A 16,032-nucleotide genomic window follows, 5' to 3' on the forward strand; every position below is an offset into this window, starting at 1 on the left:
CAGGGTCTCTCATTCTTTATGGACCCCGGACTCACCTACCTAAACTTTACACTGCCAGCCCGGGAGGTCCCGCCATGGACGCCGAAGCCGCACGAATAAAGCCGGGCGCTCTTGCGAGCATCCGGCTCTTGCGTCCCGCCCATGTCAGCCTTGACCGGCCCCTCGTAGCGCCTTCCGATACTGTAGGTACAGCGCGCATTCCAGCCGCTTCTTCTGCAACCGGCACCCGGCCGCATACGGCTCATTGAGGTCGCCGTTCACCAGGTGGGCGTTGGCGCTGCAGCCGCCGCCGCAGTGAAAACGGGCCCAGCATCCGAGGCAGCGGGGTTTGGTGAAGACGCTCATCCGGGCGAAGCGTTCGACGACGTCGGTCCGGACGATTCCCGACCGGAGGTCGCCGAGCCGGAAGGCTTCCCTCCCGACGAACTGGTGGCACGGGTAGAGGTCGCCGTCGGGGGTCACCGCCAGGTACTCGTGACCGGCCCCGCATCCGGTGGCCCGCTTCCTGAGGCACGGGCCGCTCTGGTCCTCCAGCTCGAAGTGGAAGAAGACCAGCGGTCGTCCGTCCTCCAGACGGCCCCGATAGAAGGCCGTCAGCCGGTCGTACTCGGCCTCGGCCCGGGTCAAATCTTCCTCGGTCAGGGCGTATTCGTCGCCGGGAAGGCCGACGACGGGCTCGAGGGAGAGGCGGTCGAACCCGAGATCCGACAGATACCGGACGTCCTCACTGAAGTCCAGGTTGTGATGGGTGTACGTGCCGCGGAGGTAGTAGTCGCGGCCCTGGCGGGCGGCGACGGCCTTGCGGATGCCATCCAGGACCGTGGCGTGACTGCCCCGCCCGTTGCGGAATGGGCGCATCGCGTCATGGACCTGGGGACGTCCGTCGATGCTCAGGACCAGGGCCACCTGGTAGCGGTCGAGGAAGGCGATGACCTCGTCACCGAGCGGGGTGGCGTTGGTGGTCAGGGTGAACTTGAAGACCTTACCGGTCTGGGCCGCCCGCTCTTGGGCATAGGGGATAACTTCGGTCAGGACGTCGTAGTCCAGCAGCGGCTCACCGCCGAAGAAGTCGATCTCGAGGTGGCGACGATCGCCGGACGCGCCAATGAGGAAATCGATCGCCGCCCGGGCCGTCTCCAGGGGCATCAGGCGCCGCTCCCCACCGAAGGGGCCCTGGCCGGCGAAGCAGTAGCGGCAGGCAAGGTTGCAGTCGTGGGCCAGGTTAAGGCAGAGGGCATGGACAGTCGGTCCGCCGCCCGGCCCCCGGGGAGAATCCCGGGAAGGACCCCCGGGCGGGTCGCCGGTCAGGCCCAATAGCTCATCCGGGCCCGGCTCATGGGACCATAGGGCGCCGTCGCCGACCAAGGCCTTGAGCTCGGTCCAGGCTTCCTTGACTTCGACCGGGCCGTATCTACCGGCCAGTTCGCCCGACGCCCGGCCAAGGTCGATCAGGCCGCCGTCGTCGAGGTCCAGGATGTCCCAGGCCACCGGGTCGACGATGTGGAGGGCCCCGCTATTGACATCGAGGACGAGTCGCTCGCCCTGACCTTCGAACCGGTGGATCTGGCCGCTCTTGGTCAATGTCGATTCACGGTCCTTTGCCAAATGAACAAGCCCGTCCCGCTGATGGACGGGCTTGACTCCAAGCTCACGTGAGTCACCGGACGTTAAATGGAAACGGCCGATGCAAGGCGCCGGGTCAGCGGGGGCAGACTTGGTTGCCGACGGTGCACGAGGTCTTGCAGGCCGACTGGCACGACGTCTGGCAATTGACACACCGCTCGTCGGGGGTCACCCGCTTGAAGGGGTTGACGACCGTCCGGACGTGCTTTTGGGCCCCGCTCTTCTTGGGCTCGGACACACTCTTTTCCTCCCTCGACAGGTCCTGGATGCTTTGCCGTCCTGAATTATAGCACAAGGCGGAAGGCCCCGTCCACCGCCGTCAGAGCCCGGGGTATCAGAGCCCGGGACAGAGGCGGCCGGCCACCTCGTCCAGGCCGAGGCGCTCGATCTCGGACCGAGCCGGTCGGCCGGTCTCGTCCATCCCCATGAGCCGATAGTACTCGTCGAGCATCCGCTCGACGTCGGGGACGGAGCCGGCGGCCGGACCGTCGGGCAGGGGTTCAAGGAAGCGCCGGGGCACCCGATCATCGGCTCTGGCCATCCCGAAGGCGCAGTTGATGAGGCGTTTCAGGGTCCAGATGCGACGGCCGACGGTGAGCAGTTCCTCGATGGTCAAATCGAAGCCGGTCACCGCCTTGAGCCCGGCCACCAGTTCCTCGCCGCTGATGATCGACCCACCGACGTAACAGAAGGCCAGTGCCCCGCCGAGGACTTGGCCGGCGTCCTGCGCCCGGACGTGCAGGGCCGCCTTCCCCTCGCTGGTCTGGGCGGACTCCGGCGGCTCGACCCCGAGGTCGGGGAGATAGACGGCTCCGAGTTCGGCGTAGTAGGTCAGCCCGGACAGGTGCGACGCCCCGCGGTCTGACGTGGCGTACTGGAGGGCCAGGCCGTGCATGGCTCGCGGGTCATGGTAGGGCGGCTCGACCCCCTTGACCGTCATCAGGAAGCCCTGAGCCTCGCGGCCCAGGGTGGAGGCGAAGCGTTCCGAGCCTTCGGCCAGGCGTTCGCCGAAGCCCTCCCGCCTGGCGATCTGAGTGGTCAACTGAATGGCGGCGTCGGGGTCGCCCCAGCGAAGGTCGAGGCCTCCGGTATCGCCACGGCCGATGAGCCCCCGCTCGAAGGCCTCGAAGGCGAAGGCCAGAGTCCCGCCGCAGCTGATGGTGTCAAGCCCTTGTCGATTGCAGATCTCGTTGAGTTTGGCCACCGCCCGCAGGTCGTCTATTTTGAGCATCGTCCCAAAGGAAGCGACGGTTTCGTACTCCGGTCCGGGACCCTGCTCCACCGGGTAGGGCTCGCCGTCCACCCGGACCACGCGCTTGCAACTGACGGGACAGCCAAAACAGGTCTTGCGGCCGGACAAGATGGTCGCGACATAGTTGTTGCCGCCGAGGGCCTGCAGTCCTTCCTCCCAGAGCCCCTCGGTCCAGTGCTTGGCGGGGACGTCGCCCATCATCAGGCTGATCTCGATGGCGGAGATCGTCCCGACCTCACGGTAGGTCTGGAAGGTGATGCTCTCCCTACCGCGCTCGAGGATCTGCCGGCGCAGGGCGTCGGCCGCGGCGCGGTCGGCCAGCTTAACCGGGCGGCGCCCCCGGACGATGATGGCTTTCAGCTTCTTGCTTCCCATCACCGCGCCGAGACCGCCCCGGCCGGCCACGTGCCCGGAGTCGTGGACAATGGAGGCGAACCTGACCAGCCGCTCGCCGGCCGGGCCGATGGACAGGACCCGCCAGCCTTCGGGGCTAAAGCGACGGTGGACCTGATAGGTGTCCTGCCCCCAGAGGTCAGCCGCGTCCCGCAGTTCCGGCCGGCCGTCATCGATGGCCAGGTAGACCGGCCGGTCGGAGACCCCGGTGACGACTATCCCGTCATAGCCGGCGAACTTGAGGTGCGGCCCGAAGAAACCGCCGACGCTCGACTCGCCCCAGATCCCGCTGAGCGGGGAACGGGCGACCACGTTGAAGCGAGAGGCGGAGGGCAACGGCGTGCCGGCCATCGGGCCGGTCATCAGGATCAGCGGGTTGTCCGGCCCCAAGGGGTCTGGAGCGGCGGGGCGGCTCGGCCCGGCCGGACGGACGAAATCGGCGAAGTAGCGCGCCCCCAGGCCGCCGGCGCCGATGTACTGACGCAGCCATTCAGGGTCGAGGGGCCGGTCCTCCAGTCGCCCGCTGGTCAGGTCGGCCTGGAGCAGACGGCCCATGTAGCCCGCGGTCATAGGTCGTCACCGCCCGCCTTCACTGACCAGGTCGGAACGGCCGATTTCCTTGAGGTACTGGGGGTACAGCTCGAAGGCCGGCTTGATCACCGGGATGAGCTTGATGATGCTCTGAATCGGCCCGACGGCCTTCATCTGGCCCTTGGCCAGAGCCGCCACGAGGTTGACCCTGCCGAGCCAGAACTGGTGGGCGACATCGGCCTTCATCGTCATGACCACGTCCGGCTTGGACGGGGAGTCCCCTTGGTAGACGGCGTAAGGGGCGCCCGGCGGGGGGTTCTTGGCATCCACGGTGATGCTCGAGTCGGGCTCGCTGTAGTTGAACCGCACGGAGATCTTGGAGTCGGCCACCTTCTGGGACAGGGGATCGGACTTGGCCCGCTCGAAAAGGCCACCGATGCACTGGTAGACCTCGGCCGCGTCCTTGAACACCGCCATTCTTGAAGCACCTCCTCAGGTTTCGCGCTACGCGGTCTCAGAAGACTCGCTTCAGGACCTCCAGGAGCTCTTCAGCCGTCGCCGGGCGGGGGTTGGTGAAGATGGCTCCATCCGCGGCCGCCGCTTCGGCCGCCGCTTCCAGGCCGTCGGGCGGGACCCCGAGGTCGCGCAGGCGGTCGGGGAGACCGCATTCTTTGGCCAAAGCCTTGACCGCTTCGACGACCGCCTTGGCGGTCGCCTCCTCAGCCGCAGCCGGGGCCAGTCGGAAGGCCGGGGCCAGTTCGGCGATCCTGGCCGCGGCGAAGTCGAGGTTGAACTCCAACCCGGGGGCTAGGAGGACGGCGTTGGCCAGGCCGTGTGGGATGCTGAAGAGGCCGCCGAGGGCGTGGGCCATCGCATGAACGCAGCCGACCAGGGCGTTGGAGAAGGCCGCCCCAGCCGTATTGCTGCCGATCAGCATCCAGTAGCGAGCTTCCACGTTGGAGCCCTCATGGGTGGCCTTGGGCAACCAGTCGCGGACCACTTTGGTGGCGTACAAGGCCAGCGCGTCGCTGACCGGGTTGGCCGACAGGGATAGATAGGCTTCGACGGCGTGGGTCAGGGCGTCCATCCCGGTGGAGGCGGTCAACTGCGGCGGTAATCCGACGGTCACTTCCGGGTCGAGAATGGCCAGATCAGGGCCCAGGTAGGGGCTGGTGAAACTGTACTTGACCCTGGCCTCGGGGTCCTTGATGACGGCCATGTTGGTGACTTCGCTCCCGGTCCCGGCGGTGGTCGGCACGGCCACCAGCTTGCCAAGGGGGTCGTTGACCAGGCCGAGGCCCTGGTAATCCATGAGTGAGCCACCCTTGGAGAGGATCATGTTCATCCCTTTGGCGGTGTCGATGACGCTCCCCCCGCCGATGGCCACGAGGACGTCCCCGCCCGCCCGTCCCGCGGCGGCGGCTGCCTGCTCGACCACCCCGACATCCGAGTTCGGTGGGACGTCGAGGAATTGACCGGCCACGGCCACGCCGCCGGCCGTCAGCCCGTTCACGGCCCGGCCCACCAGGCCGAGCTTTTCAAGGGTCCGGTCGGCGACCACGAAAGCCCTTGTCCCACCGATTCGCGAGACCTGGTCGCCCAGTTCACGTACGAGGCCGGGCGCGCCCATCACCCGGGTTCGCATGGAGAAGTCCAGAAACTCGGGCAACACGGTCGATTCCCCCTTGGCTCCGGTTTTAAGTGTCTGAATATTTCCGTGGGCAAGAAACGGTTTCCTGCCATTCTCGGGAAAAGGTGAGCGGTCACGCAACGGGGCGGGATGAGGCGGGGCGGGCGGAATAAGGCGGGGCGGGCGAACCCGTCGGCGCCCCGCTCACTCAAAGGCAAAGGCGGCTTTGATGACGCCACTGCCCCGCTTGTCCATGGCCGTGGCCATTGCCTCTTTGTACTGGGCCAGCGCGAAGCGGTGGGTTAGGAAGTCGGAAAAGGTCACGGCGCCGTCGGCCATCAGTTCGATGGCCTTCTGGAAGGTAGGCACGCTTCGTCCGCCGATGTTTTCGAGACCGCTGGCGTAGGTCCCGGCGATGGTCAATTGGCTGACCCAGACGCGGCTCCAGTCAACGCCCCTGGGGGTCGAGGCCAGCCCGGCCAGGATGACCCGGCCCCCGGCGCCGGTCAGCCGGAGGGCGTCGCTGATGCTCCTCGAGGTGCCGACGCACTCGTACACTAGTCCGGGACCTCCACGGAAGACTGGCGGCCCGAGGACCGGGCGGTAGGCGCGGGCCCCGAGGAGCGAGGCGACCTCCTGATCATACCGGCCACGGGCCGGGACGACGTCGTCGGCTCCCAGGTTGGCGGCCGCCCTGGCCTGGTGGCCGTGCCTGGCCAAGGCGACGATGCGGTTCTTGTGGCCGAGGGCCCGGAGGGAAGCGATGACGCCGAGACCGATGATGCCGACGCCGATGACCAGGACGGCCTGGTCCTCGGCGGGAGGGTGGCGGGCCACGGCGTGGAGGGCGCAGGACAGGGGTTCGACGAGGACGGCCTCCTCGTCCGGGAGCCGGTCCGGGAGGCGGAAGAGCTGTGAGGCGTGGGCCACGAAGGACTCGCTCCATCCCCCGCCGGTGTCCCGGCAGCTCCCGATGAGCATCCCGGCTGAGAGTCGGCCACGGGCGAAGTTGTCGCAGATTGAGAAATCACCCCGGCGGCAGTGCGGGCAGGACGGCTCGATGTCTCGGGCGGCGCAGGCCAAGAGCGGGTCCACGGCGACCCGGTCACCGATGGCAAATCCTCTGACCTCCGCTCCGACCTCGGCGATGGTGCCGACGTTCTCGTGGCCGATGGTGAAGGGGAAGGAGGCGAAGGGGGACAGCGAGGGGCTGTTGTGGAGCCTGACCAGGTTGAGGTCGCTGCCGCAGATGCCGGAGTAGCGGGTCTTGACGCGGACCCAGCGCGGGCCGGGCAGGGCGGGCTCCGGCACCTCGCGGTAGAGGAGGTTGCCTAAGGCGCCCCAGTGGACGGAAGGACTGAACGAGCCGACCATCTTGCCCCAAACGTACCGGGCCTTGTCGTCGGTGAACTGAACGGCTTTCATGGTTTCGTTCTCCTCCAGTGCGGCATCGGCCAGTTCCGGGGCGGGGCGACGGTGATCCGGCCGGCCGCAGCGGTTCAGAGCACATGCTGTCCGGGGTCGGGGTGACGCGGTGGAAAGAGGATGCTGAGGGCGTACCTGGCGCCGCGCGGCAAGGGAGGGCCAAGGCCACCCAGGCGGGTTCTCCCCGGGCGGGGCGCCCCCCACCGGGGCCACGACTTTGGCGAAGCCGGCGTTCGGATTGCCGCCGCCGTAGTAGCGGAAGCGGAAAGAGCGGCCGATGACCTCAAGGACCTCCGGAATGTCCTCGGCCCGACCGCTCCTGACGGCGAAATCATCCAGGCCCGCCACCTGGATCACCCCACGGCGCGCTTTTGTCTCCCGGCCCGAGCTGCGCCCGTCCAACTGACCATGAGGATGCCAACGATGATAATGGCTCCCCCGAACAGTTGGGCCGGACCGACGGCCTCTCGAAGGATGAGGTAACCACTCAGCACGCCGATCACCGGAACGAGGTTGAGGTAGAGGGTGGTGGCGGCGACATCAAGCCGGGCGAGAGCCACGTTGTAACACAGGTAAGCCACCGCGCCGCAGAAGATGCCCAGGAAGAGAAGGTGGCCAAAGGTCGGCATGGAGATGGCCCGCCACTCGTGCCTTTCGAAGAAGGCCAGGGGAATGAGGAAGACCGTGCCCCAGAGGTTCTGTTGGGCGGTCAGGAAAAGGCTCGAGTAGGCACCGGAGAAGGCCTTCATCAGGAGCGTGTAGCCGGACCAGGCCAGGACGGCCGCGACCAGGAACAGGTTGCCTCGGAAGTCGGTGGAAGTCAGGTCAATCCGGCCGTTGCTGGTGATCACCAGGTAAGAGCCGATGATGGCCGCCACGACGCCGAGGACCCTCAGGGCCGAGAGCCTCGTCCGGAAGACGAGGACGTCGAGGATGATGGTGACAATGGGAATCAACGCCACGATCAACGACGCGCTCGAAGCGGAGGTCAGCTGGATCCCGGCGTTCTGAAAGTAGAAGTAAATCGTCACGCTCAAGAGTCCGCCCAGGATGATTCGGGGGAGGTCGGCCCGGCGAAGGCGGGACGCCGGCTCCGTCCACCTGGTCATCAGCCAGAGGATGGCCGTAGAGATGGCAAACCTGAGCACCCCGATGGTCGTAGGCGGGACCTCTCTCAGGGCCACCTTGGTGCTCATGTAGGAGAGGCCCCAGAAGGTGACGGCCAAGAGGATGGCCCCGGTGGCCAGCGCGGTGGTGCCCTGGGCGACGGGCTCTTGGGGGGAGGTGGCGTGGGGTCCGGTCGGCCCGGGTCGGAGTCCCGGTGATCCCGGCTTCGGCGGTTGGGGCTTGGGCTCGGCTGTGCCGCGCGCCTCTGCCCACTGCTGGGTTTTGGTCATGATTCGCTCCCGAGGAGCCGTCGGATAGATGCCGCCGTTGGCTCGTGGCCCCGTTTCGCGGGACCGAAAGTAGGTTTGTGGGTCTCTTGATTACGCCGTTTCCCGGTCAATCCCTGCCGGTCTGGAAGCCGCCCTGCTCGTTCAGACACAACAGAGTACCGCGAACCCGAACCCACTGCCCGAGACGCGGCGGCTGACCGTGGCATTCGACCGAGATTCCGGGATCGCCGTCCAGGCAAAAGGTCCTCGGCCCGGTGACTTGGACGACCACCCCTTCGGCCGCGGTGCCGGCCCCGCCGGCCTGGCGGAGGGATCTCCGTCCGTCGGTGCCACGGGCCCAGGGCTCGGCCCGTTGCAGCCAGAGTTCCCGGACCACCGGCTTGCCCACCTGGAAATGGGCCCTGACCTCGTCGTCCCCGGTGACCAGCGCCGACTCGGGGGGGTTCACCAGAGCAAAGAGCGTCCGGGGCGGGATCTGGTCGGGAAGGATCAACTCGGCCAGGCCTTCGACGATTCCGCGGAGGTTGATTGCCGTGATGACAGTGGTGTGTCTCATTGGTTGGTCCTTTCCATCGATGACCGGGGTTGTGGCCATGTTGGGTGTTCGTCGGCCGGACGAAGAATTCTTCATCGGCCCCAGACTGTCCTTTCGGAGTAGCGTTCCAAGAGCGCCGGTCATCCGGCCAAAGCGCCTGCAGCCAGCGGTCCGAGGAGGTTCCGACAAAGCAGCGGGCGACCGAGGCCAAAGCCAATCCTCCCAACTGCCCCATGATTTCGCTGCCCCGGCCGAGTAGGAGAACGCGGCCGAGACTCCGAAATGAACAGGAGCCAGACTTCTCTTCGATCCTTAATGTGGGGAGGACCAGACATTGCGGAACTTCAGTAAGTGGACGGTAACCATCGTCGCCGTCGTGGCAACGTTGATTGTCGCCGGCGTCGGCGGATTTGCCCTGGGCGCCCGTTCAGTCAAACCCGATCTCCAAAGCGTCGCTTCGGTCAACGGGGATTCAATCACGAAGACCCAGTTGTACAATAAGATGGTGAAGGACTACGGGGCTCAGACCGTCGACGGTCTGATCACCGACTTGTTGCTCGACCAGCAGCTGAAGAAGGCCGGGGCGACGGTCACCGACGCCGAGATCAGCGCGGAGGTCAAGAAGCTGGAAGATCGCTTTGGCGGCCAGAGTGGGCTGGACCAAGCCCTGCAGTCGAACGGCATGACCCTGGCCCAACTGAAGGACAACATCCTGTTCCAGCTGAAGGTCCAAAAGATCATCGGTAAGGATGTCCCGACCGACGACGCCGCCCTTCAAAAGTACTTCCAGGACAATCTGGCCCAGTTCGATAAGCGCGAGCTCCACGCCCGGCACATCCTCGTCGCCACCGAAGCCGAGGCCAAGACGATCAAGGCCCAGTTGGACAAGGGCGGTGACTTCGCCGCTCTGGCCAAGCAGAAGTCGACCGACGACACCAACAAGAACCAGGGCGGCGACCTGGGCACGTTTGGCCGCAACAAGATGGACCCCGATTTTGAGAAAGCCGCCTTCGCTCTGAAGGTCAACGAGGTCTCCCAGCCGGTGCAAAGCCAGTACGGTTGGCACATCGTCCAGGTCCTCGAGATCAAGGGCACAGCCCCGACCTTCGAGGCCAGCAAGAACTATGTCAAGGAGGCCGTCATCGCCCAGGGCGTGAGCGCCCAGTACCAGACCTGGATGGACAGCCTCAAGGCGACGGCGAAGATCAGCAACAGCCTGGAGAAGAAGTAGCTCGATCTGAGGCAAGATTGAGGGCCGGGGGCGGGAGCCTCCGGCCCTCTTGGTTCTGCATCGGCACCGAGTCCTCTTGTGGCCGGGCCGGTCGGCCGGCCCGTGCCGTCGGACAACAAGAGATGGCCGGACGTTGTCCGACCATCTGAAAGGAAAAAGCTCCCGCTTGGGGCTTGCCTTGAGCCGGCGATGGGACTTGAACCCGCAACCTGCTGATTACGATTCAGCTGCTCTACCATTGAGCTACGCCGGCATTGCGGCTCGTCTGTGAGCCGCGCTGTCGCTGTTTATGATAGCACATTTCGGCCGCTCCGGCAACAGCCTGCAAAACTTAGAGCGGAAAGGCTTTGCGGGCGACTCTTGCCCGGCGCGGGCCGGGTCTGTTCGTGCTCACGGTCGTTGACGCCCCGGGCGTCTCCTCGGGCCAACCTTGGCCGCCGGCTTGGTCGTTCGGGCGGTTCGGCGAATCTTCTTGCGCTCTCCGGTTCCGCTCGCTTGGACCGTCTCGGCCAACTTGCGCTCACGCCAAGCCATGTGCCGGCGGGCGAGTTCTTCGAGTTGGGACAGGTAGCGTGGATTCTTGCGCTCGGCACGGAGCTCGGCGATGAATGCCTGGACCTGCATCCAGACGCCGATGTCTTCGCCGACGCTGGCGAAGAACAGGTCCTCGTGGAGAGCACCCTGGAGGACGATGGCCGCCGCCATGTCCCAATAGCTGACCACTTGGCGGAAATAGGCGTTGGTGTCGGAACCGGGCGGGCACTGGGCCTTGAACTCAGCAAGGGTCTTGGCCGAGAATTCGCCCATGAACCACTTGCGGGCCCGGCGCATGACCTCTTCGCGCCTGAGGTCATAGAGCCTCAAGACCAACTCGGCATCTTGGTAGGTCGGCTTGGGCAATGGTGATTCCCCCTGTCCGTGTCATTCGCGATCTGACTAAATGTTAGCACAGCTCGTCCGGGATGGCAAATAAAGGATTCAGAGGACGGCCGAGCTTCGCGTTGGTCTAATGGCCCAGGGGTCTTGAACAAAAACATAGCCGCCCGGTGTTTCACCGGCCGGCTTGAGCGGGAGACGGGATTCGAACCCGCGGCCTTCGGCTTGGGAAGCCAACGTTCTACCACTAAACTACTCCCGCGTTGCAAAGTTCATTATAACCCAACTCGAAGGCTCATTGCAAGTCAGCGCGGTTCGGCACAAGCGCGGCGCGGACCATGGATCATTGGTCATCGGATCGGCCGGTCTGCCGGGCATGTTGGCGGCCGAGCGCCGTCGTTGTCGATCCCGATCTTGGTTCTCAGTGCGACCTCTCCTTGATCGCCTGGCCGGCCCGGTTCTGGAGGTCGAGTAGGCCGAGGAGGGGCTGGGCCGGGAACCCGGGGCGGACGGCCGAGAACTGGTAGTTGCGCCGGTCGACGGAGGTCCAACGGTACTTGTAATCTTCGGCTCCGCGGAGGAAATCGAAGGCCGGGGAGCCTTCGTCGATGGCCTGCCGGATGGAGTGGGCCAGGACCAGGTTGCCAACCCCGGCCCAGGACCATTTGGGGTCGAAGCCGCCCGAATAGTAGAACGTGCCGTCGGCAGTACGAAAGCAGTACTGGCTAGCCACGCATCGGTCATCGGCGTAGGCAAGGTAGAGCCGGAGGCGGCCCTCATCCAGGAAGCGGCGGGCGACGTCGCGGTGGAACCGCCTGACCGAGGGCAGGGCGAAACTCCCCGGCATACCCTTTCCCCACCACCGCTGCTTATGAAGACTGAAGAAATCGTCCATGGCCTGGTCGACATGGGCACCGGAGTCGACCAGTCTGATTTCGAAGTTGCTCTCGCGCTCGAGGCGCCGCCGGTAATAATCCAGGTGCTTGCGGGTCTTCTTGCCCAGGTCCTGCTGGAATTCGTCCCAGGTCGACGGGAGTGGCCGATAGGGGCAGACTTCCTGAGGCAGGTAGGCCGACCCCCAGCCGGCCTCGTCGGCGGCCTGGCGGATGGCGGCAAGGGCCGGTGAGTCGCCGGGACACTCCTCGACGGTCATCAGCTCCCAAGTGGGATGGCTCCCGAGAAAGGACGTCAAGTCCCGAGCCAAGGCTTCCTCCTCACCTCGGGCGAAGATCAGATCGAGATAGTCACTATTGCCCGCGCCCATCAATCGTAGGCGACGGACCGGGAGCAGGGGCAGACCGGGCAGCAGCCACTGCCGGAAGAACGGGGCGAGTCCGGCCAACTCCCCACCGGGCCGCCGCAGGGTGATAAGGTACAGGGCCTTCCCCCGGCGGTGATGGCGCCACCACGTGGCCGCCCATGTCCAGGTTGAGAAGGGGCGATTGGACCGGCTTCCTTCGAGGAGGCTCTCCCATTCGTCACGGATGGCCGCCAATCCTACCTCTTCGGTCACCGCGCCGATCTCGTATGGCCGGCGTTCAGCGTCAAGCTCACCTGATTGGGTCACGTCTACGGTTCCTCCGCCACAGCCAGTAGCCGAAGCCGGCCACCAGGGCCACTGAGGCCAGCGCGGCCAGGTGCGGCCTGACGAATCTGAGGATGATATGCCAGCGCCCGCCGAAGGCGTAGAACAGCCAGAGCCAGCCGGCCGTCCAGGAGGCCTCGGCGATGAGCGAGTAGACGACGTAAACATCGAGGCGCATCTTGGCAAGGCCGCTGGCAATGATGGTCGGGGTCCGGATGATCCCGAACCAGCGAGCCAGGACGATGGTCCCGCCGCCGTAACGGGCGAACCAGTCGGAGACGCGGGCAAGTTCTTTCTGGGTGATGCCGAACCTGGCTCCGTAACGTTCGATGAAAGCCTGCCCGCCCCAATAGCCAATCCAGTAGCCACCGAGGTTGCCGATGGTCTCCCCGATGGCCGCGACGGCCCAGGCCATAGGGAAACTCATCTTCCCTTGAACGATGAGGATCCCGGCCACGGCGAAGGGGATCTCGATTGGCACAGGCAGACCGGTCCCTTCCAGGCTGGAGGCCACCAAGATCCCCCAGTAACCATAGCGCATGGCCCAGTCGAAGAGCGTCCCGGCCCAGCCACCGAGGATACCTAGCTCCATGGAGGCCTCCTTCGAGCCGTCCTCGCCCAGAACCTGGCCGGCGGCTCAGAAGATGTCGGCCATGGTCAGGGTCTGGGTCCTTTCCCGTCCGATTGAGACCAGGCCGACCCGGCACTTCGTCTGCTCCTCGACAAAGGATATGTATTCGGCGGCGGCCCGGGGAAGCTCTGCCGCCGAGGTCGGCCGACCGATATCCGCCGGCCAGCCGTCGAGCTCTTCATAGACTGGTTGGCATTCGGCCAGGTCGTCCAGGGAGGCCGGGAACTCCTTGACGATCTGGCCTTTGCGCCGGTATGCGGTGCAGACTTTGACCCGCTCCGCCCCGCCGAGGGTATCCAGGCGGGTGATGGCCAGACGGTCAAGGCCGCTGACTCTTACGGCGTATCTGACGATAACCAGGTCGAGCCAGCCGCAACGCCTTGGGCGGCCAGTGGTGGTGCCGTACTCGGAGCCCCGGCAGCGGATCCACTCGCCTCTCTCATCGACCAGTTCGGTCGGGAAGGGCCCGTCGCCGACGCGAGTCGTGTAGGCCTTCATCACTCCGACGACCCGGTTGATCCGGGTCGGGCCGACCCCCGCTCCAATGCAGGCCCCGCCGGCGATCGGGTGGGACGACGTGACGTACGGGTAGGTTCCCAGATCGATGTCGAGGAGGGTCCCCTGGGCCCCTTCGAAGAGGACCCGCCGACCGGCGTCGAGGGCCTCGTTGATGATCAGCGACGTGTCGGTGACGAAGGGCCGGATGCGTTCGTAGACCCGAAGGACCTCCCCGGCCACCTCGTCAACGGTGAACCCGGGCTGGTCATGGACCCGCTCGAGCAGCCGATTCTTCTCGTCCAGGACGACCTGGAGGCGGCGGCGAAAGTCGTCCGGTTTGGCCAGATCACAGACCCGGAGGCCGATGCGCGCCGCCTTGTCCGCATAGGCCGGGCCGATCCCGCGCTTCGTCGTCCCGATCTTGTTCTTCCCGCGCCGCTCTTCGTCGGCGGCATCCAGGCGATGATGGTAGGGCAAGAGGAGATGAGCCCGGTCGCTGATCCTCAGGTTCGGTCGGGTGACCCCCTGATCCTTGAGGTAATCCAGCTCGCGGTCGAGGAGGCCGAGGTCGAGGACCACGCCGTTGCCAATGACTGAGAGCTTGTCCGGGTAGAAGATGCCGGAAGGAACCAGGTGAAGCTTGTATTCGTTATTTCCCACGACCACGGTGTGGCCGGCGTTGCTCCCACCCTGGTACCGCACCACCATGTCGGCCTGCTCGGCCAGGTAGTCGGTGATCTTGCCCTTACCTTCGTCGCCCCACTGGGCGCCAACGATGATGATCGACGGCATGCCTACCCCTCCCCCTCGAACCCTTCGCGCCCGAGGATTTCCTTGGCCACGTGGACCCCGGACGCGGAGGCTTGGACCAACCCGCGGGTGACCCCAGCCCCGTCCCCGGCCGCGAAGAGATTCTGGACCTTGGTTTCCAATGATTTTGAGAGCTCCAGACGCTGTGAATAGAACTTGACCTCGACACCGTACAGAAGGGTATGGCGCGAGTAAACGCCTGGGGTGATCCGGTCCATCGCCTGCAGCATCTCGAGGATGCTGATCAGATGGCGGTAAGGTAGAACCAGGCTGAGGTCGCCCGGGGTGGCCTCCTTGAGGGTCGGCTCGACCATCCCGCGCTGAAGGCGTTTCTGGGTCGAGCGGCGGCCGGCCAGCAGGTCTCCCAGGCGCTGGACCAGGACTCCCCCGCCGATCATATTGGCCAGGCGGGCGATATCCCGACCGTAGGAGAGCGGCTCCTTGAACGGCTCGGTGAACGTCTTCGAGACGAGCAGGGCAAAGTTGGTGTTCTCCGTCCTCTGGTCGGAATAGCTGTGGCCGTTGACGGTCAAGAGTCCGCCGGTGTTCTCGATGACCACCTCCCCGTATGGGTTGACGCAGAAGGTGCGGACCTGGTCATCGAAGGACTTCGAGTAGTAGATGAGCTTGGCCTCATAAAGCTCCTTGGTAAATGGTTCGAGGACGACCGCCGGGAGCTCGACCCGGACTCCGATGTCGACGGGGTTGTTGGCCAGCGGCAGGCCGAGCTTCTTGGCCTGTCCGGTGAACCACTCGGCTCCCTCACGCCCGGGAACGACCACGAGGTAACGGCTCCTGATCACCGTTCCACGGGTCAGGCGGACGCCGGTCACCCGCTCCCCTTCGACCAGGATCTCCTCGGCCTGCACCCGCGTACGGATGTCGACTCGGTCGGCCAGGTGGTCGCGCATCGCCGAGAGGATGTCGTAGCAGCGATCGGTCCCCAGGTGACGGACCCGCGTGGGGATCAGGGACAGGTCGGCCGTGGCCGCCTGACGCTGTAAATCCCGAAAGGCGGCGCCGTTGGTCCCGTAGACTTCCTCCGGCGCTCCGAACCTCAGGTAGACCTGGTCAACGTAGCCGATCAGTTCGTCGAGGCGCTGACGCCCGACGTACTGCTCGAGCCATCCGCCGACGGCATGGGTCAGGGTCAGCTTGCCGTCGCTGAAGGCCCCGGCTCCGCCCCAGCCGGAGAGGATGAGGCATGGCTCGCAGCGGGTGCAGCCGACGTGCCTGACCTGCATGGGGCAGCGGCGCTGGTTGATGTCCGGCCCCTTCTCCAGGAGAAGGACCTTAAGCTTCGGCGCCTTCTCGGCGAGTTCCAAGGCGGCGAAGATGCCGGCCGGCCCGGCGCCCACGATGGTTACATCATAGCTTTCCACGTTCTCCGGCATGGATGACCAGCGCCTCCTCTGGTCCTAGTATGCGTGGGGGAAAGAAAACAACGGCCGACCACGGACATCGGGGCGGCCGAAAGTCTTTCCACAAGTGGCAGAGCCACACTCATGATAGCAGGAGAGGGCCTTTCCGTCAACAGATTGCCGAACATTCCCGGCAAAAACCCGTTTATCGTTCGTGGCTCGCCCTGGGTCATGTGTCACCGGGATTCTCTCCG

14 protein-coding genes and 2 tRNA genes are annotated in these 16,032 nt (G+C 65.6%); 1 reads left to right on the forward strand and 15 read right to left on the reverse strand.

What is annotated here, in order from left to right; genetic code table 11:
• Positions 1 to 144 precede the first annotated feature (144 nt).
• From scfB to VGL40_02585, 8 genes are all read right to left on the reverse strand, one after another.
• Entirely contained in the window at positions 145 to 1,605 is a 1,461-nt protein-coding gene (scfB, locus tag VGL40_02550; protein ID HEY3314151.1) for a thioether cross-link-forming SCIFF peptide maturase, read from the reverse strand.
• A 94-nt stretch (positions 1,606 to 1,699) separates the two neighbouring features.
• A complete protein-coding gene (gene scfA, locus VGL40_02555) occupies positions 1,700 to 1,861 on the reverse strand; it encodes a six-cysteine ranthipeptide SCIFF (GenBank protein HEY3314152.1) in 162 nt (53 codons plus the stop codon).
• Between the two features lie 96 nt (positions 1,862 to 1,957).
• Positions 1,958 to 3,838 (reverse strand): aldehyde ferredoxin oxidoreductase family protein, encoded by a 1,881-nt coding sequence (locus VGL40_02560; protein HEY3314153.1) that lies wholly within the window; start codon positions 3,836 to 3,838, stop codon positions 1,958 to 1,960.
• A 6-nt stretch (positions 3,839 to 3,844) separates the two neighbouring features.
• Positions 3,845 to 4,276: an SCP2 sterol-binding domain-containing protein gene (locus VGL40_02565; GenBank protein ID HEY3314154.1), complete on the reverse strand. Its 432-nt coding sequence runs from the start codon at positions 4,274 to 4,276 to the stop codon at positions 3,845 to 3,847.
• A gap of 37 nt (positions 4,277 to 4,313) precedes the next feature.
• The gene (locus tag VGL40_02570) at positions 4,314 to 5,471 is read right to left on the reverse strand and encodes an iron-containing alcohol dehydrogenase (protein HEY3314155.1); all 1,158 of its coding nucleotides are present in this window, start codon (positions 5,469 to 5,471) and stop codon (positions 4,314 to 4,316) included.
• Positions 5,472 to 5,633: 162 nt separating this feature from the next.
• On the reverse strand, positions 5,634 to 6,854 hold the full coding sequence (locus VGL40_02575) for an alcohol dehydrogenase catalytic domain-containing protein (GenBank protein HEY3314156.1): 1,221 nt from the start codon (positions 6,852 to 6,854) through the stop codon (positions 5,634 to 5,636).
• A gap of 353 nt (positions 6,855 to 7,207) precedes the next feature.
• On the reverse strand, positions 7,208 to 8,251 hold the full coding sequence (locus tag VGL40_02580; GenBank protein ID HEY3314157.1) for a DMT family transporter: 1,044 nt from the start codon (positions 8,249 to 8,251) through the stop codon (positions 7,208 to 7,210).
• 106 nt (positions 8,252 to 8,357) lie between these two features.
• Positions 8,358 to 8,807, reverse strand: coding sequence for a hypothetical protein (locus VGL40_02585; GenBank protein HEY3314158.1), 450 nt, complete (start codon positions 8,805 to 8,807; stop codon positions 8,358 to 8,360).
• A gap of 313 nt (positions 8,808 to 9,120) precedes the next feature.
• Here VGL40_02585 and VGL40_02590 point away from each other — a divergent pair, with 313 nt between their 5' ends.
• On the forward strand, positions 9,121 to 10,017 hold the full coding sequence (locus tag VGL40_02590; GenBank protein HEY3314159.1) for a peptidylprolyl isomerase: 897 nt from the start codon (positions 9,121 to 9,123) through the stop codon (positions 10,015 to 10,017).
• Positions 10,018 to 10,198: 181 nt separating this feature from the next.
• On the opposite strand, the gene VGL40_02595 is transcribed toward VGL40_02590, so the two are convergent.
• The 7 genes from VGL40_02595 to VGL40_02625 form a co-directional block, all read right to left on the reverse strand.
• Positions 10,199 to 10,270, reverse strand: a tRNA-Thr gene (locus VGL40_02595).
• Positions 10,271 to 10,407: 137 nt separating this feature from the next.
• Positions 10,408 to 10,917 carry a DUF4760 domain-containing protein gene (locus VGL40_02600; protein ID HEY3314160.1) on the reverse strand — a complete coding sequence of 170 codons (510 nt, stop codon included), beginning with the start codon at positions 10,915 to 10,917 and terminating at the stop codon, positions 10,408 to 10,410.
• Positions 10,918 to 11,083: 166 nt separating this feature from the next.
• Positions 11,084 to 11,155 (reverse strand) — tRNA-Gly (locus VGL40_02605).
• 159 nt (positions 11,156 to 11,314) lie between these two features.
• Positions 11,315 to 12,460: a GNAT family N-acetyltransferase gene (locus tag VGL40_02610; protein ID HEY3314161.1), complete on the reverse strand. Its 1,146-nt coding sequence runs from the start codon at positions 12,458 to 12,460 to the stop codon at positions 11,315 to 11,317.
• Positions 12,444 to 13,070 (reverse strand): DedA family protein, encoded by a 627-nt coding sequence (locus VGL40_02615; protein ID HEY3314162.1) that lies wholly within the window; start codon positions 13,068 to 13,070, stop codon positions 12,444 to 12,446. Before VGL40_02615 ends, VGL40_02610 begins: the two co-directional genes overlap by 17 nt.
• 45 nt (positions 13,071 to 13,115) lie before the next feature.
• Positions 13,116 to 14,399: an adenylosuccinate synthase gene (locus VGL40_02620; GenBank protein ID HEY3314163.1), complete on the reverse strand. Its 1,284-nt coding sequence runs from the start codon at positions 14,397 to 14,399 to the stop codon at positions 13,116 to 13,118.
• Between the two features lie 2 nt (positions 14,400 to 14,401).
• The gene (locus VGL40_02625) at positions 14,402 to 15,811 is read right to left on the reverse strand and encodes an NAD(P)/FAD-dependent oxidoreductase (protein ID HEY3314164.1); all 1,410 of its coding nucleotides are present in this window, start codon (positions 15,809 to 15,811) and stop codon (positions 14,402 to 14,404) included.
• Positions 15,812 to 16,032: the final 221 nt, after the last annotated feature.

It is taken from the genome of Bacillota bacterium, from assembly GCA_036504675.1.
In the GTDB taxonomy this organism is placed as follows: Bacteria; Bacillota; Sulfobacillia; order JAJYWN01; family JAJZPE01; genus DASXUT01.

Bases quoted from the DNA above. Each gene is read 5' to 3' on its own strand.
- VGL40_02560 (HEY3314153.1), bottom strand. From the start codon at position 3,838: ATGACCGCGGGCTACATGGGCCGTCTGCTCCAGGCCGACCTGACCAGC.
- VGL40_02565 (HEY3314154.1), bottom strand. From the start codon at position 4,276: ATGGCGGTGTTCAAGGACGCGGCCGAGGTCTACCAGTGCATCGGTGGC.
- VGL40_02575 (HEY3314156.1), bottom strand. From the start codon at position 6,854: ATGAAAGCCGTTCAGTTCACCGACGACAAGGCCCGGTACGTTTGGGGC.
- VGL40_02580 (HEY3314157.1), bottom strand. From the start codon at position 8,251: ATGACCAAAACCCAGCAGTGGGCAGAGGCGCGCGGCACAGCCGAGCCC.
- VGL40_02585 (HEY3314158.1), bottom strand. From the start codon at position 8,807: ATGAGACACACCACTGTCATCACGGCAATCAACCTCCGCGGAATCGTC.
- VGL40_02615 (HEY3314162.1), bottom strand. From the start codon at position 13,070: ATGGAGCTAGGTATCCTCGGTGGCTGGGCCGGGACGCTCTTCGACTGG.
- VGL40_02620 (HEY3314163.1), bottom strand. From the start codon at position 14,399: ATGCCGTCGATCATCATCGTTGGCGCCCAGTGGGGCGACGAAGGTAAG.
- VGL40_02625 (HEY3314164.1), bottom strand. From the start codon at position 15,811: ATGCCGGAGAACGTGGAAAGCTATGATGTAACCATCGTGGGCGCCGGG.